Source organism: Streptomyces sp. NPDC007205, from assembly GCF_040634095.1.
Taxonomy (GTDB): domain Bacteria; phylum Actinomycetota; class Actinomycetes; order Streptomycetales; family Streptomycetaceae; genus Streptomyces.
In genome coordinates this window covers 1-21244 of sequence record NZ_JBEYEW010000003.1, presented here as the reverse complement: position 1 = coordinate 21244, position 21244 = coordinate 1, and the positions used below count along the sequence as shown (strand labels likewise).

Below are 21244 nucleotides of genomic sequence, written 5' to 3'. Positions count from 1 at the left end.
CCTGCCCGCAGGACGTCACCAGGGTGCTCGACGCGTACGGCGTCCGCGAGGACAACTGGCGCGACGCCCTCGCCCGCGAACCGCACCATGTACAGGAGGACAGATGACCATCCCGAACATCTCGCGCCGTCGGCTGCTGCAGACCGCGGCGACGGCGGGTGCGGCTGCGGCGGGCGGCCTCGCCACCGGCACCGCTGCCCACGCCACCGGCACCGCTGACCACGCCGCCGTGACCGGCGCCCCGACGCGGGCCGTCGGCACCGTCGCGCAGCCGGCCGGCAGACAGACGCTGACCTTCACCGCCGCCACCAACGGCGCTGCGTCCCTCGCGCCCGCCGGTGACCGGCTGGTCGCCGATGTGCAGGACGTGCTGTGGTCTGTGCCGCGCGGGGGTGGCGCAGCCGTACCGCTCACTCCGGCGGATCTGGAGGCCACGCGGCCCGTGCACGCGCCTGACGGCAGGCTGATCGCGGTCTCCGCGTACCGTTCGGGCTGCTATCACATCTGGACGCTGAAGCCGGACGGCACGGAGCTGACCCAGCGCACCGACGGGCCGTGGGACGACCGCGGCCCGGCCTGGTCGCCGGACGGCCGGCACATCGCGTTCGCCTCCGAACGCGGCGGCGATCCGGTGACGGGCGCCTCCTACCGCATCTGGGTGCTGGAGCTGAGCACCGGCAAGCTCACCCGGCTCACCGGGCTGCCGGGCCAGAGCGGACCCGCCCAGGAGGAGATGTGGGAGGACTTCGACCCCGTCTGGTCGCCGGACGGCAAGCGCGTCCTGTTCGTCCGGGCCGCTGTGCAGAAGGGGGCCTTCACGGCACACACGATCGCGTCCGTCGCGGCCGACGGCAGTGGTGCCGTCACCACGGAGCACACCGACTCCAGCGGCGGCCAGCTTCTCGTGCCCGCCGTCTCCACCACCGGAACACTGGCCTACCTGCGCACCACCCCCGCGCCACAGGCCTCGTGCACCCTCGTCGTGGCCGGCGAACCGGTGGCGGTCAAGGGTGACGTCGCGCCTGTGCCGCCGCGCTGGGTGTCCGCCAGGGAACTGCTGCTGACCGTCGACGGCCGCTTCACCGTCGTGAGCGTCGACACGCCCGGAACCCGGCAGGAGATCCCCTTCACCGCACCGCTGCCGGTCGACCGGCCCGACTACCAGGTCAAGAGGTTCGACCTGGACGGCACCGGCACCCGGGCCGTACGGGCGCTGGACCTGCCCGCGCTGTCGCCCGACGGCACGCAGGTGGCGTTCATGGCGCTCAACTCCCTGTGGACCGGCGACGTCTCGGGAGGAAAGGCGCCGCGCCGGATCGCCCGCGCGAAGAGCACCGGATATGTGTACGCCGCCGCGTGGACGCCCGACGGGAAGGCGCTGCTGTACAGCGACGACCGCGACGGACTGCCCGGCATCCGCCGACGGGACCTGGCCACGGGCGAGGAGAGCGTGCTCGCCTCGGGCGGGCGGATCCAGCCGGCGCTCTCGCCCGACGGCAGCCGGCTGGCCTGCTTCGACCTGTCCGCCAACCTGCTGGTCCGCGACGTGAGCACCGGCCAGGAGAAGGTCCTCGCCACCGGCCCGGCCGGCGGGGAGCTCTCGGGCCGGCCCAGCTGGTCACCCGACGGGCGGTATGTGGCCGTCAGCTTCCGCAACCGGATCAACCAGCGCTTCCGTGAGGGCTACAACCTGATCCGGGTGATCGACACCGCCGACGGCACGGCGCGCACCCACGCCGTGGCACCCCACATGTCGATATCCGACCGCAACAGCAACGGACCGGTCTGGTCCCCCGACGGCCGGTACATGGCCGTCGTCGTCGAGTCCGCGCTGTGGCTGCTTCCGGTACGCGCCGACGGCAGCCCCGACGGCGCGCCACGCCGTGTGTCCGACGAGGCCGCCGACCACCCCACCTGGTCGGGGGACGGAAGCCGGATCCTGTATCTGTCCGCGGGCCGGCTCAGGCTCCTCGACGTCGCCGGCGGCGCCGTGCGCACGGTCGCCATGCCGCTCGACTACCGCAGGCCGGCGCCCGAGGACACGGTCGTGCACGCAGGCCGCTTCTGGGACGGCACCGGAGGCGACGACACCGTCCGGGAGGACGTCGACATCACCATCCGGGGCGGGCGCGTCGTCGCCGTCGAGGCGCACCGCGCACGGCGCCTGGCCGGCCGCCGCGTCGATGCCTCGGCACAGACCGTCATCCCGGGACTGTGGGACGCGCACATGCACCCGCAGTCAGCCCTCTACGGCGGGAGGCAGGCGGCGATCCTGCTCTCCTACGGCATCACCACCGCCGCGTCGATGGGCGGCTACGCCTACGAGGGTGCCCGGCTGCGCGAGGCGACGGCCGCCGGGGAACTGACCGGACCCCGGCTGATCACCTCCGGTGAGGTCCTCGACGGAACACGCGTGGCCTGGGACAACCGCGTCCACACGACGTCCGAGGGGCTTCAGCGCACCCTGTCCCGGGCGAAGCCGCTCGACTGGGACTTCGTCAAGACGTATGTACGGGCGCCGGGCTGGCTGATGAGCGAGGCGACGCGCTTCGCCCACGAGGAGCTGGGCGTGCGCTCGGGCAGTCACAACCTGTCTCCCGGCATCCAGGTGGGCCAGGACATGACCACGCACCTGCAGGCGACCCAGCGCGCGGAGTACGGGCATGCCACCACCGCCGATGAACTCGCCTACCAGGACGTGACGGAGATCTACACCGCCACGGGCGACTTCCATCTGATCGTCACCCCGTTCTCGGCCGGTCCCCTCCTCGGGGCCGACCCGAAGCTGGCGCAGGACGAGCGGGTCACCCGGCTGATGCCCCCGTGGGAGACGGACGAGGTGCGCCGGGTCGCGGGGACGCCGCCCACGGCGCCGCAACTCGCCACGCTCGACCGGGAGATCGCGGCCTACCGCCGGATAGCGGCCGCGAACGGGCTGCTCGCTCTCGGCACGGACGCGCCGATCATCCCGACCGGCCTCGGCGTCCACCTCGGCCTGCGCGCCCTGCGGCGCGGTGGCTTCACCGCCGCGCAGGCCCTGCGCACGGCGACCTCGCTGCCCGCCCGGATCTTCGGCGTGGAGCGCGACCTGGGCACCCTGGAGGCGGGCAAGCTGGCCGACCTGGTGGTGATCGACGGCGACCCGTTCGAGGACTTCGACTCGCTGGTGCGGACCGTGTCCATGATGCGGGGCGGAGTTCTGTACGAACAGGCGGAGCTGATCGCATCCGTGCCGGCGGTGTCAGCGGTGGCGGCGGAGCGGAAGCACTGGGCGCGGACCGGCCACAAGCTGCGCAGCGCGTGCTGCGACCCCGTGCACTGAGCAGTCCGGCCCTGCCCGACGGAAAGGACAAGGGCAGGGCTCGCCGGTCCCGTCGCGTCCGTCCTCGTCGAGTGCCTTCAGAGCGCCATGCGGGCAAGGCCGGCCTGGGGGACGGGGCGGACCCGGCCGCGGTCGAGAGTGACGATCTCGTCGGCCGCGGCGAGGCCCGACCGCTCGTGGGTGACCAGGAGCGTGGTGCGGCCGCGGGTGGCGTCGAGGATGTCGGCGAGTACGGCGGCGGCGGTGTCGGGGTCGAGCCCCTCGGTGGGTTCGTCCAGGACGAGGACGGGCGGGTCGGCGAGCAGCGCGCGGGCCAGGAGCAGGCGCCTGCGCTGGCCGCCCGACATGGTGGCGCCGTCCCCGCCGACGAAGGTGTCCCAGCGGTCGGGCAGCGACTCGATCCAGTCCAGGAGCCGCGCCCTGCGGGCCGCTTCGCGCAGGTCGGCGTCCGTGGCGTCGGGCCGGGCCAGGAGCAGGTTGGCGCGGATCGTGGTGTGGAAGACGTGCGCGTCCTGGGTCATGCCGGTGATCACGCGGCGGACGTCGGCCCCCGCGCAGTCACGCAGTTCGCGCCCGCCCACACGGATGCTTCCGGCTTCGTACGGGACGAACCGCATGAGTGCCGCGATCAACGTCGACTTGCCGGACCCGCTGGCGCCGAGGAGGACGACCCGGCGGCCGGGCGGCAGGCGCAGGCTCACCCCGTCCAGGGCCGGGGGACCGTCGGGGCGGTGTCGTACCCGCAGGTCGGTGATGTCCACGCCGAGCGGCTCGTCGGTGGCGAGCGGGGCCGGAGCGGGCGGGTCGACGACAGGGGGCGGCGTGTCCAGAAGGTCCGCCAGCCGGCGTGCGGAGGCCCGCACCGCGACGAGTCGGCGGGCCGCGCCGGGCAGGGGCACGAGCGCCTCGAAGGAGACCAGCGCGAGGACCGCGAGGACGGTGAGGTGCACGGCGGGCAACGCGCCGGCCGTGTGCGCGCGCAGCGCGAGCCAGGTGACGCCGACCGCCGCCCCGCCCTGGAGCAGCAGCACCACGGCCGAGGCCGACGAGGTGGTCAGGGCCCCCAGGCGCTCCAGCGCCGCGATCCGGGCGGAGGCCCCGCGGGCCCGGTCGTGGGCGCGGTCCCGGGCGCCGTACGCGGCGAGATCGGCCGCTCCCTGGGTCAGATCGAGGGTGGCTACGGCGAGTTCGGCGCGCGCCGCCTTCTCGGCGCGGCCCGCGCGGCGGGACAGGGCGAGCACCAGGGCGGGCACGAGGAGTCCCGCCACGGCCAGCAGCAGCCCGAGCAGCGCGCCTGCCTGCGGCAGCAGCAGGGCCGCCGTCGCGGTGGCGGTCGTGGTGACCGCGCAGGCGGCCGCAACCGGGATCAGGACGCGCAGCAGCAGGTCCTGCGCGGCGTCGACGTCGTCGACGAGGCGGGTCAGCAGGTCGCCGCTGCGGAAGGCGGGGGTGCCCGCCGGGGCGAGCGGCACCAGCGTCCCGTAGACCCGGGTGCGGAAACCGGCGACTGCCCGCAGCACGCCGTCGTGGCCGAGGAGCCGGTCGGTGTAGCGCAGCGTGCCGCGCGCCAGGGCCAGGGCTCGTACGGCGACGATCGCGACGCTCACCGAGGCGAGCGGCGGTTGCTGCGCGGCGCGGGTGATCAGCCAGGCGGCGGTGGCCATCAGCGCGGCGGCGGCGAGTTCGCTGCCGGCCGCGGCGAGCGCGGCGGGCAGCAGCCTGCGCCAGTACGGCAGGAGGTGACGCAGAAGACGGACGGTGGGGCGGGGGCCGTGCCCACGGACGGGCGCGGCGGCCTGGGTGTGCGGGGTCATGAGGCCAACAGCCCTTCGGTGACGGCCGGTTGAGGCGTGACGAGGCCGCCTGCCCGCACCGTGATGATCCGGTCGGCGTGGGGCAGCAGGCTGGTGCGGTGGGCGACCACCACCGCGGTCCGGCCGCGCATGAGCTCGACCGTGGCACGTGTGACGGCGGCCTCGCTCTCGGGGTCGAGATGGGCGGTCGGTTCGTCGAGGAGCAGCACGGGCGCGTCCTTGAGGAACGCGCGGGCCAGCGCGATCCGCTGGCGCTGGCCGGCGGAGAGCCCGGCGCCGTGTTCGCCGAGCACGGTGTCGTACCCGTCCGGCAGTTCCTCGATGAAGCGGTCGGCCGAGGCGGCGCGGGCCGCCGCCCGCACCTCGGCGTCGCCGGCGTCGGGGCGGCCGAGCCGGATGTTGTCCGCGACGGACACCGCGAACAGGTGCGGGCGCTGTGGCACCCACGCCACCTGGGTGTGCCATGCGTCGGGATCGAGGTCCGCGAGGTCGGTGCCGTCGGCGGTGACCCGGCCGGACCCTGGGGCCGTGAAGCCGAGCAGCAGGGACAGGAGCGTGGACTTGCCCGCGCCGCTCGGACCGACCAGGGCCACGTGTTCGCCGGGCCGGACGGTGAGGGAGACGTTCCGCAGGGCCGGAGCGGGGCGGTCCGGGTAGTGGACCGTCACCTCGTCGAGCCGCAGCTGCGCCGTACGGCCGTCGGGGGCCGGGGCGCGGCCGGCCGCGCGCTCCGTGGTCGTCTCCCCACCGTCCCCACCGTCCCCACCGTCCTCGCCGTTCTCGCCGTCGAGGATCGCGAAGACCCGCTCGGCCACCGCGATGCCCTCGGCGCTGTCGTGGAAGGCCGCGCCCGCGGCCCGCAGCGGCAGATACGCCTCGGGGGCGAGGAACAGGACGGTCAGGGCCGTACGCAGGTCCAGCTCGCCGCCGAGCAGCCGCAGGCCGACCGGGACGGCCACCAGTGCCACGGAGAGGGTGGCGACCGTCTCCAGGACGAGGGAGGACAGGAACGCCACCCGCAGCGTCCGCATGGTGGCCCGCCGGTGGGCGTCGGCCATCTCGCCCACCACCCGCGTCTGGTGCCCCTCGCGGCCGAACGCCCGCAGCGTCGGCAGCCCGGCCACCACGTCCAGGAAGTGGCCGCCCAGCCTGGCCAGCAACCGCCACTGCCGGGCGGTGCGCTGGGCGGTGTGCATGCCGACCAGAGCGCCGAACACGGGGATCAGCGGCAGCGTCACGACGATGATCAGCGCCGAGGTCCAGTCGGTCCACCACAGCCAGGCGACGACGACGAGGGGGACCACCGCGGTGGCCGTCATCGTGGGCAGGTAGCCGACGACGTACGGGTCCAGGGCGTCCAGGCCGCGGGTGAGCAGTGTGGCCGTCTCGCCGTGGCGGCGGGTCGTCAGCCGAAGCGGGCCGGTGTGCCGCAGCCGGCCGGTGATCCGGTCCCGCAGCGTGGCCTTGGCGTCGGCCGCGGCGCGCTGGGCGAGAGCCCCGCGGACCCAGGTCAGCAGCGCGCGCAGCGCCATGACGGCGGCCAGCGCGGCGAGCGGCGCCTCCCGCACCGCGTGTCCGGCGAAGCCGTCCGCGAGGACCCCCGCCAGCAGGGCCGCTTGGCCGACCACCAGCCCGGCGCCCAGCAGCGCCAGCACCGTGGAGTACGTCAAGTGACGCCGCAAAGCCGGGACTTCACGCATCAGACGGCGTTCGACCGGCTTCATCCCGGGGTCCCCCTCGTCGCTGGGTACGGTTCAGAAGTAGCTGGGATGGCGCCGGCCCGTGCGCCCGCGGAAGGCGTACCAGCTCCACACCTGGTACGCCAGGATCGTCGGGACCACCGCGACGCCGAACACGGAGAGGATCTTCAGGGTGGCGCTGTCGGTGACGGCCTGGTCGATCGTCAGGCCCGCCCCGGCCGAGCTGATCAGGAGGTACGGGTAGTGTCCCGCCCCCACGAGCAGCACGGGCAGCAGCGTCGCGCAGCAGGTGGCCGCGAACGCCCGGACGTGGTGCCCCTGGGTGAGGTACCACCAGGCGCCGGCGAGCGCCGCCGCGAACAGGGCGGCGATGACCGCCGAGGTGGCGCGGTTCGTCATCGAGGCGCCCGCTCCGAACAGCGTCAGCAGCAGCGGGAGCAGACCGACCGCGCCGGCCGCGCGCACGAGTGCCGCGCCCAGCCGGCGTGCCGTGGCGGCGAGCTCGGGGGCCGAGCGCAGAGCGACGAAGGCGGCCCCGTGCGCGGCGAAGAGCAGCGCGGTGGTCACCCCGCAGCCGAGCACGAACGGCGAGAACACCTCACCCGCCCCGATGTGGAAGCTGCCGTCGGCCCGCCGGGGCACACCGTGCAGCAGCAGGCCCAGGACGAGTCCCCAGCACAGTGCGGGCAGCGCGCCCCCGAACACGATCAGGGCATCCCACCAGCGGCGGCCGCGGGCACTGTGCGCACGGCCGCGCAGCTGGACGGCGGCGTTGCCGAGGACGAGTCCGACGAGGATCGCCACGATCAGCGGGTACAGACCGGACAGCAGGGTGCCCTCCAGGTGCGGGAAGGCCCCGAACAGGACACCGGCGAAGGCCACCAGCCAGACCTCGTTGCCCAGGAAGAACGGTGCCATGGCGTCGAGGGCGGCGTTCCGGCCGGTCCGCTCCGCCTGCTCGCCGTCCGGGTCGCGGAGGAAGGGATGCAGCATCTGTACGCCGTAGTCATAGCCACCGAGCACGAAGTATCCGGCGAGAAGCAGGCCGAGCAGGCCCAGCCAGAGGGTCTCCAGACTCATGTCGTTCAACTTTCCGTCTTAGCGGGGAGGTTCGCTGTGCGCCGGACCGGTGGGACCGGCTCAGAAGGCCGGGACCGGCTGCTTGCCGTCGGCGCCGCTGTCGGGAACGTCGTCGGCGAGCGGCTCGGTGGCGCCGAGCTGGGTCGCGTCCGGGCCGCGGCGGGCGAAGCGGGCGATCAGGCTCCAGTTCGTCACCGCGAGTGCGACGAAGATGGCGATGAACACCGCGCAGGACACGGCCAGCGAGGCCCTGCTGACGTGGGAGAGCGCGTCGTCGACCGTCAACTGGCCGTACACCAGCCAGGGCTGGCGCCCGACCTCGCGGAAGACCCAGCCGCCCACGGCGGCGATGAAGGGCAACGGGATCACGGCGGTCATCAGGTACGCGAGGGGACGCCAGCGCACCAGCCAGTCCTTCCACAGCAGGAAGACGGCGATGAACGTGATGGTGGACACGGTGTTGCCGATGATCGTCATCGTGTCCATCGCGATCCGCAGCCAGTCGTGCGGGGGTACGTAGTTGCCGGGCCCGTGCTCACTGACGAACTGCGCCTGCAGATGGGCGACGCCGTCGTTGTTCAGGGCGGCCATCTTCATGGGCTGGGTCCGGTTGAGCACCGGGATCTGCAACTGGCCGACGATGATGACGAAGAACGAGGCGAGCATGCCCACCCAGACGCCCAGCCGCAGCGAACTGCGGAACAGCTGGGTCTCCTTGGTGCCCCGGGCGAAGTGGAAGGCGCTGACCCCGGCGACGAAGACGCCGCCCGTGGTGAGCGCACCGAGGGTGAGGTGGCCGAGGGCTATCAGGGCGTTGGGGTTGGTGAGCAGGGCGCCGAAGTCGGTCAGGTAGGCGGCGCCGTCGCGTACCTTGTAGCCGACGGGGTGCTGCATGAAGCCGTTGGCGATCAGGATCCAGAAGCCGGAGGCGTACGCGGTCAGCGTGACCAGCCAGATGAGCGTGACGTGCACGCCTCTGCGCATACGTCCCCAGCCGAAGATCCACATGCCGAGGAAGGTGGACTCGGCGAAGAAGGCGATGAGGGTTTCCAGTGCCAGCGGGGCGCCGAAGACGTTGCCCGCGAACTTGCTCAGGCCGCTCCAGCTGAGCCCGAACTGGAACTCCATGACGAGGCCGGTGACGATGCCGACCGCGTAGTTGATGACGTAGAGCTGCCCCCAGAAGCGGGTCATACGCTCCCGGACGGCTCTCTTGGCGGGATCACGGGTGAACGCGGCCCAGGTGTGCATGATCGCCACGAGGGGGACGAGCCCCATGGTGAGGATCACGAACAGCCAGTGGACGCTGGTCGTGGCCGCGAACTGGAGTCGGGCCAGATCCGCAGCGCTCATGTTGCGACCTTCCTGAGGGACGGGTGGCCGGTGGATGTCGGTCGGATGCGGGGCCCTCGCTTCGCGTGTGCAGATGCCGGGCGCCGTTGCCCGTCACCTGTGCGGTGACCCCGTGGAAGACCGTAGAGACAATCGCTTATGCATTCCAAGACCGGTTTTGCTATGTGTAGATGACCCACAAGGCATGAATGGAGGTGGACCGTGGATCTGCTGCAGCTGCGCTACTTCCAGTCCGTGGCCCGTTACGAGCACATCAGCCGCGCGGCGGAGGAACTGCGCATCGCTCAGCCCTCGCTCAGCCGGGCCATCGCGCGCCTGGAGGCCGAGCTGGGCTCCCCGCTCTTCGACCGGCAGGGCCGCCGTATCCGGCTGAACCAGTACGGCGCGGTGTTCCTGCGCCACGTCGACCGCGCTCTGAGCGAGCTGGACGACGGCCGCAGGGCCGTCCACGAGGCCCGTGACACCGGGCTCGGCCGGGTCAGCGTCGCCTCCGAGACGTTGCTGACGATCAGTTCGCTGCTCGGCAGCTTCCGGGCCGCCTACCCCCGTGCGGACGTCCGGCTCTTCCAGTCGGACGCGGACGAGATGGACCGCCAGCTGCGGGCCCGGGAGGTCGACTTCTGCGTGGCCTCGCAGCCGCTGACCGGCACACACCTGGAGTCGATCGAACTCGTCCGTGAGGAGGTGCTGCTCGGCGTGCCGCACGGGCACTGGCTCGACGGGCGCGACAGCGTGACCATCGCCGAAGTCGCCGACGAGCCCTTCGTCTCCACCCGGCACGGCTGGCAACGCGCCCTGCTCGACCGGCTGTTCGCGTCCGAGGGCCTGACGCCGGTGCTGTCCTGCGAGGGTGACGAACCGGGCGCCAGCGGGGACCTGATCAGCGCCGGCCTCGGCATCGGCCTCATCCCGGCGATGTCCCGCCAGGTCGGTACGCGCATCCCGCTGGCGTGGGTGCATGTGGACGCGCCCGACTGCCACCGGGTGCTCAGCCTGGTGTGGAACCGCGAGACCCACCTGTCCGAAGCGGCCCGGAGATTCCGGGAGTTCGTCACCAGCAAGCCGTTCATGACCCACCGCCTGCCCGACCGCCGCCGCACCCGCCATCCGGCCTAGGCCCTGTCGTCACATCCCCGCCTGCCCGGCGGGCGGACGACGGGAATGTGACGACAGGGCCTAAGCCCGGTCCGCCTGGCGCGCCGGGAACTCCTTTGCTACGCTCCAGCGCGCTGCCGCAACTCTGGCCGAGGACGTCGCGTGTCCGAACGGCCCGCGTCCGATGGCGAGTTGGCAGGGGTGTCGCGTCCCCCACCGGCCGTCGGCGGCGCCATCCGTATCTTCCGCTTCCTACTTGACCGGCATCCGTGCCACGGCGTGCCCTCGCGCGCGACCGGTTGCCATCGAGGAGTTCCGCCATGCCCAAAATCACGTATGTCGCCGTCGACGGGGCCGAGCGTTCGGTCGACGTCCCCCTCGGCACGAGCGTCATGCGCGGCGCCGTCTTCAACGACATCGACGGCATCGTCGCCCAGTGCGGCGGCAACGCGCAGTGCGCCACCTGCCACGTCTACGTGGACGAGACCACCCTCGACAAGCTGGAGCCGGCGCAGCAGAACGAGGACGACCTGCTGGACTTCACCGCCTGTCCCCGACGGCCCAACAGCCGGCTGAGCTGCCAGCTCAAGGTGACCGAGGCCCTGGACGGTCTGATCGTCCACCTCCCCGAACGGCAGAACTGATGGCGGACGGCGCACAGCCCACGTCCGTTGTCATCGTGGGGGCCGGACAGGCGGGCTACGAGACGGCGGCGTCCCTGCGTGAACGCGGCTACCCGGGACGCATCACTCTCATCAGCGCCGAGGACGCCCTGCCGTACGAGCGCCCGCCCCTGTCCAAGGCGTACCTCAAGGGCGAGCAGCACTTCAGCGACGAACAGCTGTGGCTGCGGCCCGTGACGTACTACACACGCCAGTCGATCGACCTGGTCAGGGGCACGGTGCGGGAGATCGACCCGATCGCCCGCACGGTCCGCCTCGCCGACGGCTCCGGGTACGACTACGGCCATCTCGTCCTGGCCACCGGGGCTCAGGCGCGGGAGCTCGACGTGCCGGGGGCCGGGCTGCGCGGTGTGCACACGCTGCGCACCGCGCAGGACGCCGCCGCGCTGCGGGCGTCGCTCGCCACCGCCCGGCGCGCGGTGGTGGTGGGGGCCGGGTTCATCGGTCTGGAGTTCGCGGCGACGGCACGGGAGTCGGGCTGCGAGGTGACGGTCGTGGAAGCGCTCGACCGTCCGCTCGCTCGCGTTGCCTCGGCGCCCACCGCCGAGTACTTCACCCGGCTGCACCGGCGGGCGGGCACCGAGCTGCTGTTCGGCCAAGGTGTCGTTGCCCTGCACGGAGACGGCCGCAAGGGCGTGACGGCCGTGGAACTGTCCGACGGCCGCAGGCTCCCCGCCGACCTGGTCCTCATCGGCGTCGGCGTCGTCCCGCGCACGGAACTGGCCGCCGCGGCCGGTCTCCCGGTGAACGGTGGCGTCACTGTCGACTCACGCCTGCTGACCAGCGATCCGTGCATCTCGGCCATCGGCGACTGTGCGTCGTTCCGGCATGTGCGCTTCGGCAACCGGCTGCGGCTCGAATCGGTGCAGAACGCCGTCGGCCACGCCCGGCTGGTCGCCGAGCGGCTGACCGGGGCGTCCCGCTCCTACGACGAGCTGCCGTGGTTCTGGAGCGACCAGTTCGCCACGACCGTCCAGATCGCGGGTCTTGACGAGGGGCACGACTCGGAGATCACGATCGGAGACGATCCCGACGCGTTCTCGGTGCTCCTCTTCCGCGGGGAGGAGCTGCAGGCGGTGGAGTCCGTCAACCGCTCCATGGACCATCTCGCGGCCCGCCGGATCCTCGAGCAGGGCATCGGCCTGAGCCCCGACGAGGCGGGGACGCCGGGCTTCACGCTGAAGGGCCATCTCTCACGTCGGCGGGAAGGCCCCGTCGTGGCCGCCGGCTGAACGCGCTCCCGTCCCGCTCCCCAGCGGGGCGGGGCGTCCTGTGTCGAGTACATTTTCCACTCTTGTCACCGTTAGTTTCATCCGGCAGTCAACAGTTTTTCCGAAGCATGATCGCGATTCGGCCAAGTCGGAACCGTTAGTCGGGTGTCAGGGCTTCGCACATGATGCAAAGGTTGTCACCAGAACCACTTGCGTCCTGCACAAGAATTTGCCATGATCGTAGATGTCATTGGTTCAGCCGTTATGACAATCAGAGACCGGGGGAATGCTGTGCCTGAATCCGTCAATTCTCGGGGATTCAGCGACGAGGCCGAGCTGCGTCGCATCAACCGCGCCACCGTCGAGCGCTATATGAACACCAGGGGCCAGGACCGGCTGCGCCGGCACGAACTGTTCACCGAGGACGGCATCGGCGGCCTGTGGACCACCGACACAGGTGAGCCCGTCGCCACCCACGGCCGGGATCGGCTGGCCGAGCACGCCGTCTGGTCGCTGAAGTGCTTCCCGGACTGGGAGTGGTACAACATCCAGATCTTCGAGACCCAGGACCCCAATCACTTCTGGGTGGAGTGCGACGGACGCGGAAAGATTCTCTTCGGTGATTACCCCGAAGGATACTACGAGAATCACTTCCTGCACTCGTTCGAGCTGGAGAACGGCAAGATCAAGCGGGAGCGGGAGTTTATGAACCCGTTCCAGCAATTGCGGGCGCTCGGTATTCCGGTTCCGGAGATCAAGCGCACCGGAATACCCACCTGACACATAACAAAACACCGCTGGATCGGAGTACGTCTTGGAAGACGTAAAACGGGAGATTCGTATCCGCGGGGCATTGCAACAGCCCGATTGGAGTGACCTTTTACAGGTCAGCCGGGTAGGCGAGTCACTCGCCACGCGCCCCACCCTCGTACAGGCCGACGACTTGGCCACGCTGCGGACTCTGCTGGGCAAGGTGGCGCTCGGCGAAGCCTTGGTGCTGCAGTCCGGTGACTGCGCCGAAGACCCGCAGGAATGCACACGCCACCACGTCACACGGAAGATCGCCCTGCTCGACCTGCTCGCCGGGTCGCTCGGCCTGATCACCGGCAAACCCGTCCTGCGGGCAGGACGTATCGGGGGCCAGTTCACCAAGCCCCGTTCCAAGCCCACCGAAGTGATCGACGGCGCCGAACTCCCCGTATTCCGCGGGCACATGGTCAACGGCCCGGAGCCCGACCTCGAGAGCCGCCGTCCCGATCCGCTGCGCATCCTCACCGGCTACATGGCCGCCTGCGACATCGTCGAGCATCTCGGCTGGCGCGACCGCGCCGCGGGACGTGAGGTCGTGGAGCCACTGGTGTGGACCAGCCACGAGGCGCTGCTCCTCGACTACGAGATGCCCATGCTGCGCATGGACGACAAGGGCCGGATGTTCCTGGGCTCCACCCACTGGCCATGGATCGGTGAGCGCACCCGCCAGGTCGAAGGCGCCCATGTCGCCCTGCTTGCCGAGGTGAGCAACCCGGTGGCGTGCAAGGTCGGCCCCGGCATGGAGCCCGACGAGCTGCTCGCCCTGTGCGAGAAGCTCGACCCGTGGCGCGACCCGGGGCGACTCACCCTCATCGCACGGATGGGAGCCGACGCCGTCACTGACCGGCTGCCCCGCCTGGTGGAAGCCGTACGCGGCGCGGGTCACCCCGTCGTCTGGCTGAGCGACCCGGTGCACGGCAACACCGTCACCGCGCCCGGCGGTTACAAGACACGGCTCGTGGAGACCGTCTCGCTGGAGGTCTCCCGCTTCGTCCAGGCCGTGCGCGCCGGCGGCGGCGTTCCCGGCGGACTGCACCTGGAGACGACGCCGGACGACGTCACCGAGTGCGCCTTCACCGAGGCCGATCTGGGCTCCGTCGGGGACCGCTACACATCGTTCTGCGATCCCCGCCTCAACCCGTCGCAGGCCCTCTCCGTGGTCTCGTCCTGGACCGCCTGAGCCGCCTGAATCGCCTGAACCGACGGCTTCGCCGCCCTTTCTTCCCGCTCCACTCTGCGCACGCAGCACACGCGCATCAAGCCAGGAACTGGAGCCATGGCTGGTATACCTCCCATATCCTCCTACCCGTTGCCCGCCGAGGGGGACCTCCCTCCGGCTGTCGTGCCCTGGAACGCCGAGCCCGACCGGTCCGTCCTTCTGGTCCACGACATGCAGCGGTACTTCCTCAAGCCCTTCCCCGACGACGTACGCCAGGAGCTGGTCCGCAACGCGGCACGACTGCGTGACCGCTGCGCCGAACTCGGCATCCCGGTCGCCTACACCGCCCAGCCGGGCAGCATGACCGACGACGAGCGCGGACTGCTCAAGGACTTCTGGGGCCCCGGCATGCGGGCCGAGCCCGCGGACCGCCAGGTGGTCGACGACCTCGCGCCGGCCGAGCACGACTGGCAGCTCACCAAGTGGCGCTACAGCGCCTTCTTCAAGACCGACCTGCTCCAGCGGATGCGTGCCGAAGGCCGCGACCAGCTCGTCCTGTGCGGCGTCTACGCCCACGTCGGCGTACTGGCCACCGCCGTCGACGCCTTCACGCACGACATCCAGCCGTTCTTCGTCGCGGACGCCACGGCTGACTTCTCGGAGGACTACCACCGCTCGGCGCTCACCTACGCCGCCGAGCGCTGTGCCCTCGTCACCACGTCCAAGGCGCTGTTCTCATGACGTACGGGCCACCCGGAACCCCCGGGCACGACACGGCCGCCGACCTGCTCGACCAGGTCGTGAACGGCCGGCCCGAGGCGTTCGCCCTGCTGCACCGGCCGGGCGCGACCGGCCCCGGCGTCGTCGAGGTCCTGACCGGCTCGGTGTCCATGCCCGCCACGCTGGCCGACATCCCGCTGCCCCCGGCACCGGACGCCGGCGCCGGTGCCCACCACGAGGTCCTCGTCGTAGTCCCCTACCGGCAGCTCACCGAGCGCGGCTTCGCCTGCGCCGACGACGGAACGCCGCTGGTGGCGATGACCGTCACCGGCCAGCAACGGCTGCCGCTCGGCGAGGCCCTGGCACGCATCCCCGATGTGCCGACCCCCCTGGCGGGCGGGGACTTCGACGTCGACGACGAGGCGTACGAGGACGTGGTGCGCCGCATCGTCAAGGAGATGATCGGTACGGGGGAGGGCGCGAACTTCGTCATCAAGCGCACCTTCGTCGCCGACATCACGGGCTACGGACCGCACAGCGCCCCCGCGCTGTTCCGCCGGCTCCTCCAGCGCGAGTCGGGTGCCCACTGGACGTTCCTGATCCACACGGGCACCCGGACCCTGGTCGGCGCCTCGCCCGAGAGGCACGTCAGCCTCCAGGGCGGTACGGCCGTGATGAACCCCATCAGCGGCACGTACCGGTATCCGCCCTCGGGTCCCACGCTGTCGGGCGTGCTGGAGTTCCTCGGCGACCGCAAGGAGACCGACGAGCTGTACATGGTGCTCGACGAGGAACTCAAGATGATGGCCCGGATCTGTGCGACGGGCGGCCGCGTCGTGGGCCCCTACCTCAAGGAAATGGCCAGGGTCGCGCACACCGAGTACTTCATCGAGGGAAGCACCGACCGCGATGTGCGCGACATCCTGCGCGAGACGATGTTCGCCCCCACGGTGACCGGCAGCCCGCTGGAGAGCGCCTGCCGCATCATCCAGCAGTACGAGCCGGGAGGCCGCGGCTACTACAGCGGCGTCGCCGCGCTCATCGGGCGGGACGCCGACGGGGAGCGGGTCATGGACTCCGCGATCCTCATCCGCACCGCGGACATCACCAGCGAGGGACACATCGGCATCGGTGTGGGTGCCACCATCGTGCGCCACTCCGACCCCGCCTCCGAGGCCGCGGAGACCCGCGCCAAGGCGGCCGGACTCGTCGCCGCCCTCGACGGAGACGAGAAGGAACGCTTCTCGGAACATCCGCACGTGCGCCGGGCACTGGAACTGCGCAACGAGTCCATCGCCGGGTTCTGGCTGTCCGACGCCGAGGCACGCACGTCATCGCTGCCGGAGCTGGCCGGGCGCAGTGTCCTCGTCGTGGACGCCGAGGACACCTTCACGTCGATGATCGACCAGCAGCTGCGGTCCCTGGGACTGCGGGCGACGGTCCGCCGCTACGACGAGGAGTACGACTTCGAGGGCTACGACCTGGTCGTGATGGGGCCGGGGCCGGGGGACCCGCAGGAGACCGCGCACCCCAAGATGCGGCATCTGCACACCGCGGTCGGCACACTGCTGCGGGAACGCCGGCCGTTCCTCGCCGTGTGCCTCAGCCACCAGGTCCTCGGGCTGCGGCTCGGCCTGCCCCTGCGCCGCAGGGCGGTGCCGAACCAGGGGGTGCAGAAGAAGATCGACCTGTTCGGCGGCACCGAACGCGTCGGCTTCTACAACACCTTCGCCGTGGTCAGCGAGCAGGACGAGTTCGACGCGGACGGCATCGGCCCGGTCCGCGTCAGCCGGGACCCGGCCACCGGGGAGGTGCACGCGCTGCTCGGTCCGGGCTTCGCGTCCCTGCAGTTCCACCCCGAGTCCGTGCTCACCCGGGAAGGACCCCGCATCGTGGGCACGGCCCTGGCCGGCCTGCTCGCGCCGGCCCGCACCCCCGACCCGGCCTGACCCGTCCGGGCCGCCGGGCCCATCCCCCCAAGGACCGCCGGGTCGGCGCGATCCCCCGCGCGCCGGCCCGGCTCCTCCCGCCTGCCCGACACCCGATCCGGAGTGCGGTACGGCGAAGCCCTCTACGACGAGTGGGAGAAACCATGCATACGTATGTCGTCGTCGACGCGTTCGCGAGACGACCCCTGACCGGCAACCCGGTGGCGGTGTTCTTCGACGCCGACGACCTGACCGCCGAGCAGATGCAGTCCATCGCCCGGGAGATGAATCTCTCGGAGTCCACGTTCGTACGCCGTGCCCAGCAGGACGGCGACTACCACGTACGGATCTTCACCCCGGTCAACGAACTTCCCTTCGCGGGACACCCGTTGCTCGGCACCGCCATCGCACTGGGCGGCCACACCGACGCGGACCGGCTGAAGATCGAGACCGCCATGGGCGTCATCCCGTTCGAGCTGGAACGCGAGGACGGCAAGGCCGTCTCGGCGCGCATGCGCCAGCCGGTGCCTGTGTGGGAGCCCTTCGACCGCGCCGACGAGCTCCTGGAGGCGCTGGGCGTCAGCGAGTCGACGCTCCCGGTGGAGATCTACCGCAACGGCCCCCGGCACGTCCTGGTCGGCTTCGAGAGCGTCGAAGCCCTGTCGAAGGTCGACCCCGACCACCGGGCCCTGGCCCGCTTCCCGGACATGGCGACCAACTGCTTCGCCGGGTCGGGGAGTTCCTGGCGCAACCGCATGTTCTCGCCCGCGTACGGAGTCGTGGAGGACGCCGCGACCGGCTCCGCCGCCGGGCCCATCGCGATCCACCTGGCCCGGCACGGCCTCGGCGCCTACGGGCAGGACATGGAGATCACGCAGGGCGTCGAGATCGGCCGCCCCTCTCCGATGGGCGCACTCGTGCACGGGGAGGGCGACCGGGTCGACTCCGTCGAGGTCTTCGGCCACGGTGTCGTCGCGCTCGAAGGGGTGCTGCATGTCTGACCTGTCCCAGCCGGACGAAACCCTGAACGGCCGCGGCCCCGGCCGCCGTTCGGAGACGCTCACCGGCACCGTGGAGGTGGACTTCCCCGAGTTCCTCGCACCGCCCCCCGAGCCGATGGGGCTGCTGAACTCGTGGCTGGAGAACAGCGTCGCCCACGGGGTACGGGAGCCACGCGCGCTGGCCCTGGCCACCGCCGACGCCAAGGGCCGCGCTTCCTCCCGCATCGTGGCGATCAACTCGGTGTCGGATGCCGGGGTCGTCTTCATCACCCACGCCGACAGCCAGAAGGGCCGGGAGCTGGCCGAGAACCCATGGGCATCCGGCGTCCTGTACTGGAGGGAGACCAGCCAGCAGATCACGCTGGCGGGCCCCGTGCACCGGCTGCCCGACGCGCAGGCGGAGGTCCTCTGGTCCGCGCGCCCCGTCTTCACCCACGCCATGAGCGCCGTCTCCCGGCAGAGCACGCCGCTGGACGGCCTCGACCACATCGCCGAGCTGCGGGCCAGGGCCCGGCAGCTGGGCGAGCCGCAGCGGGCCCTGCCGCGCCCCGAGTCGTTCGCGGCCTACCGACTCGAACCCGCGAGCATCGAGTTCTGGGGCAACGGCACCGACCGGCTGCACGAGCGACTGCGCTACGACCGAGACGGCGGCGGCTGGGCGATCAGCCGGCTCCAGCCGTGACCGCCCTCACCTTGTGGGAGAGCTCATGACCCCGCCCCCGTTCACCGAACCGGGCACCTCCGCCTCGGTGTTCACCGACCACCACGACCTCAGGGAACGCAACCGGCGCGCGGTGGAGCAGTACATGGAGACCGGTGCGGAGGCCCGGCTGCGCAGGTACACCCTCTACACCGAGGACGGCACCGCGTCCCTGTTCAACACCGACATCGGCCGGCCCATCGTCGTCCAGGGCCGGGAGAAGCTGAAGCGGCACGGCCAGCTCTCTCTGGAGGTGCTGCCCGACTGGCAGTGGTTCGACGTGCACATCTACGAGACGCAGGACCCGTCCGTCATCTGGGTCGAGTGCGACGGCGAAGGCACGATCCGGTTTCCCGGTTACCCCGAGGGCCGCTACCGCAACCACTTCATCCACGGCTTCACGCTGAGCGACGGGCGCATCGTCTCCAGCCGCGAGTACACCAACCCGATCGAGCACATGCGCGCCCTCAGCATCGAGACACCGCACATCAAGCGGGACTGGATCCCCTCCTGACGGGCCGCGCGCTCCGGTCCGTGCCGCATCGAGCGCCTGGTGCCCCTGCCCATGGAGGCCACGGCACCGGTGCGGACGTCCGAGGCCGGAGCCCTGCCTTCCCGTTGTGATCGAGGAGTTGCATGTCCCACCAGCTGCTGAACGAACCGCCCGTCATCCCTCACCTGCGCGCGTCGGTGACCGCCTTCGTCGGCGACGCCCCGGGCCTTCCGCCCGAGCCGGCCTTCGTGCGTCACCCGCGCGAACTCTCCGGGACCGTTCCACCGGGAAGCACCTGCGAAAACGCGCCCTCCTTCGTCCGCGACGCCGTACTCGGCCACTTCCGCAACGGCGGTGGCGGGGTCTGGATCGTCGGAACGGCCCCGGACGCGGACCGTGTCGCCGCCTACCGGTCCGCGCTCGCCGAACTGGCGCCCATCGCGGAGATCACCCTCGTGGTGGCGCCGGATCTGTGGCGGGTGGAGGCCGACGCCCACGGCATCGCCCAGGCGGTCGCCGAGCACTGCGGCCACCTGGGCGACCGGGTCGCCCTCCTGCACACCCGGCAGGGTCTCGCCCCCGCCGAAGTGACGGGCAGGCCGTTCCGGCTGGCCGAGCCGGCCGCCCGGTTCGCCGCCGTCTACTACCCGTGGATCGTCGTCACCGACGCCGACGGGACACAGCGCCCGGTACCGCCGTCGGGTCATGTGTCCGGGCTCTGCTGCCGCCTCGAAGCCGAGCAGGGCGTGCACACGGCGCCCACGAGTGCGCTGCTGACCGTCCTCGAACACGAGCGGGAACTGTCCGACGCGGAGCAGGCGGCCCTCGGCGACCTGGGGGTGAACTGTCTGCGGTTCTTCCCCGGGGAGGGCACCCGGGTGGTGGGCGCACGCACGCTGTCCACCGAGCCGGACTGGATGCAGCTCAGCGTGCGGCGCCTGGTGAACCACGCCCGCGCAGCACTCGGACAGGGGATCCGGCGGGCCGCTTCCGAGCCGGCCGACGCCCCGGTGCGGACCCGGGTGCACCGGTCCGCCACGGCGTTCCTGACCGACCTGTGGCACCGGGGAGCGCTGCACGGCCGGTCCGCCGACGAGGCGTTCCGAGTCGTCTGCGACGCCGGCGACAGCACCTCCGGGGACACGGTTCACGGCATGGTGACCCTCGATGTCGGCCTCGCCGTCGTGCGCCCGGCCGAGTTCATCTATTTCCGCATTCAGCAGCCCGTCGGACTCTGAAGCATGACGAGGAGACGAACCCATGGATGTCAGGCAGCTGGAACGCCGTCTGCGCGCACTCCCTGATCTCCACCAGGAGTGTCTGCACGACATCTTGACGACAACTCGGCTGAGGAACCCGACGAAGGTGTCGGGAAGCCGCAGGCGGGACTACCTGAACATGTCCGCCCTCGACGCCCGGAGTGACGTACTCACCATTCTGGAGTCCTGGTCGGACTTCGTCGCGGAAAAGCTCGGAGCGGTTGCTCCGGCTCGCTCCGTCCCCCAGCTGGCACGCTTCCTCGTACGTCACCTGGAGTGGCTCACCACGCAGCCTCCGGCCGCCGACTTCGCCGCCGAGATCGAGGATCTGCACGGCGAGTTGCAGCGCGCCATCGATCACGACCGGAGTGATCCCCGGTCACCCCTCGTCGAGTGCGTCATGGACGGCTGCACGGGGACGATCAATGCGACACCGCAGAAAACCGGAAACGGGGAGAAGAGCAGCATCAGCTGTTCTTCCGGACACAAGTGGGAGATACGCGAATGGCTCACTCTACGGCACCTCATGGATCGCCGACGAAAGCATGCCGCGTGAACAAACCGCCGCGCCACAGGCTGGTGCCGACGAACGTGGCCGCCCTTGCCGTGGGCGTGACCGAAGCGACCATCCGTAAATGGGTGACCCGCGGGAAGATAACGCGCTACGGCACACCGGGCCGTTTGGAGTTCGACATAGAGGAACTCACCGAGATCGCGATACGGCGTCAGCCCTGAACCGGCCGGGTACCGTCCCCGGCCGTCGTTCCGTGAACGGCCGGGGACGGCGCCGTATGCCCGGACCGGCTCACTCCCGCACCTTGCCGTAGGCGGCGAGGAGGACGGCGGGGTCGGGGCCTTCCAGGACGGTCGGTCTGGCCAGGCCGTCCAGGACGATGAAGCGCAGCAGGTCGCCGCG

General features: G+C 71.3%; 18 protein-coding genes and 1 pseudogene. 14 read left to right on the top strand and 5 right to left on the bottom strand.

Annotated features, from left to right (window positions below; all coding sequences use genetic code 11):
• Window positions 1-103 precede the first annotated feature (103 nt).
• Window positions 104-3322: an amidohydrolase family protein gene (locus ABZ624_RS06475; protein ID WP_360083273.1), complete on the top strand. Its 3219-nt coding sequence runs from the start codon at window positions 104-106 to the stop codon at window positions 3320-3322.
• A 77-nt stretch (window positions 3323-3399) separates the two neighbouring features.
• Here the strand turns inward: ABZ624_RS06475 and cydC are convergent, their stop codons facing one another.
• The 4 genes from cydC to ABZ624_RS06455 are packed head-to-tail and all read right to left on the bottom strand — an operon-like array spanning window position 3400 to window position 9269.
• Window positions 3400-5136, bottom strand: coding sequence for a thiol reductant ABC exporter subunit CydC (gene cydC, locus ABZ624_RS06470; protein ID WP_360083271.1), 1737 nt, complete (start codon window positions 5134-5136; stop codon window positions 3400-3402).
• Window positions 5133-6860, bottom strand: coding sequence for a thiol reductant ABC exporter subunit CydD (cydD, locus tag ABZ624_RS06465; RefSeq protein ID WP_360083269.1), 1728 nt, complete (start codon window positions 6858-6860; stop codon window positions 5133-5135). Before cydD ends, cydC begins: the two co-directional genes overlap by 4 nt.
• 30 nt (window positions 6861-6890) lie before the next feature.
• Entirely contained in the window at window positions 6891-7916 is a 1026-nt protein-coding gene (cydB, locus tag ABZ624_RS06460; protein WP_360083267.1) for a cytochrome d ubiquinol oxidase subunit II, read from the bottom strand.
• A gap of 60 nt (window positions 7917-7976) precedes the next feature.
• Window positions 7977-9269 (bottom strand): cytochrome ubiquinol oxidase subunit I, encoded by a 1293-nt coding sequence (locus tag ABZ624_RS06455; RefSeq protein ID WP_360083265.1) that lies wholly within the window; start codon window positions 9267-9269, stop codon window positions 7977-7979.
• A gap of 201 nt (window positions 9270-9470) precedes the next feature.
• Between ABZ624_RS06455 and ABZ624_RS06450 the strand changes: the two genes are divergently transcribed.
• From ABZ624_RS06450 to ABZ624_RS06390, 13 genes are all read left to right on the top strand, one after another.
• On the top strand, window positions 9471-10385 hold the full coding sequence (locus ABZ624_RS06450; RefSeq protein ID WP_360083263.1) for a LysR substrate-binding domain-containing protein: 915 nt from the start codon (window positions 9471-9473) through the stop codon (window positions 10383-10385).
• Window positions 10386-10684: 299 nt separating this feature from the next.
• Window positions 10685-11008 carry a 2Fe-2S iron-sulfur cluster-binding protein gene (locus tag ABZ624_RS06445; RefSeq protein ID WP_360083261.1) on the top strand — a complete coding sequence of 108 codons (324 nt, stop codon included), beginning with the start codon at window positions 10685-10687 and terminating at the stop codon, window positions 11006-11008.
• Complete coding sequence (locus ABZ624_RS06440) at window positions 11008-12279, top strand: FAD-dependent oxidoreductase (RefSeq protein ID WP_360083259.1); 1272 nt, start codon at window positions 11008-11010, stop codon at window positions 12277-12279. The genes ABZ624_RS06445 and ABZ624_RS06440 overlap by 1 nt, the downstream gene beginning before the upstream one ends.
• 213 nt (window positions 12280-12492) lie before the next feature.
• Window positions 12493-13038, top strand: coding sequence for a PhzA/PhzB family protein (locus ABZ624_RS06435; RefSeq protein ID WP_360083257.1), 546 nt, complete (start codon window positions 12493-12495; stop codon window positions 13036-13038).
• A gap of 34 nt (window positions 13039-13072) precedes the next feature.
• A complete protein-coding gene (locus ABZ624_RS06430) occupies window positions 13073-14248 on the top strand; it encodes a 3-deoxy-7-phosphoheptulonate synthase (protein ID WP_360083255.1) in 1176 nt (391 codons plus the stop codon).
• Window positions 14249-14344: 96 nt separating this feature from the next.
• Window positions 14345-14968, top strand: coding sequence for an isochorismatase family protein (locus tag ABZ624_RS06425; RefSeq protein ID WP_360083253.1), 624 nt, complete (start codon window positions 14345-14347; stop codon window positions 14966-14968).
• Entirely contained in the window at window positions 14965-16896 is a 1932-nt protein-coding gene (locus ABZ624_RS06420) for an anthranilate synthase family protein (RefSeq protein ID WP_360083251.1), read from the top strand. Before ABZ624_RS06425 ends, ABZ624_RS06420 begins: the two co-directional genes overlap by 4 nt.
• Before the next feature lie 143 nt (window positions 16897-17039).
• On the top strand, window positions 17040-17876 hold the full coding sequence (locus ABZ624_RS06415) for a PhzF family phenazine biosynthesis isomerase (RefSeq protein WP_360083249.1): 837 nt from the start codon (window positions 17040-17042) through the stop codon (window positions 17874-17876).
• Window positions 17869-18558 (top strand): phenazine biosynthesis FMN-dependent oxidase PhzG, encoded by a 690-nt coding sequence (phzG, locus tag ABZ624_RS06410; protein ID WP_360083247.1) that lies wholly within the window; start codon window positions 17869-17871, stop codon window positions 18556-18558. Before ABZ624_RS06415 ends, phzG begins: the two co-directional genes overlap by 8 nt.
• Window positions 18559-18583: 25 nt before the next feature.
• The gene (locus tag ABZ624_RS06405; protein WP_360083245.1) at window positions 18584-19090 is read left to right on the top strand and encodes a PhzA/PhzB family protein; all 507 of its coding nucleotides are present in this window, start codon (window positions 18584-18586) and stop codon (window positions 19088-19090) included.
• 122 nt (window positions 19091-19212) lie between these two features.
• Window positions 19213-20307: a phage tail sheath subtilisin-like domain-containing protein gene (locus ABZ624_RS06400; protein WP_360083243.1), complete on the top strand. Its 1095-nt coding sequence runs from the start codon at window positions 19213-19215 to the stop codon at window positions 20305-20307.
• 22 nt (window positions 20308-20329) lie between these two features.
• Entirely contained in the window at window positions 20330-20884 is a 555-nt protein-coding gene (locus ABZ624_RS06395; RefSeq protein WP_360083241.1) for a hypothetical protein, read from the top strand.
• Window positions 20881-21063, top strand: a complete 183-nt coding sequence (locus tag ABZ624_RS06390) for a hypothetical protein (RefSeq protein WP_360083239.1) — start codon at window positions 20881-20883, stop codon at window positions 21061-21063. Before ABZ624_RS06395 ends, ABZ624_RS06390 begins: the two co-directional genes overlap by 4 nt.
• 70 nt (window positions 21064-21133) lie before the next feature.
• On the opposite strand, the pseudogene ABZ624_RS06385 reads toward ABZ624_RS06390, so the two are convergent.
• Window positions 21134-21244: pseudogene (locus tag ABZ624_RS06385) on the bottom strand (3-dehydroquinate synthase); the annotation flags it as partial.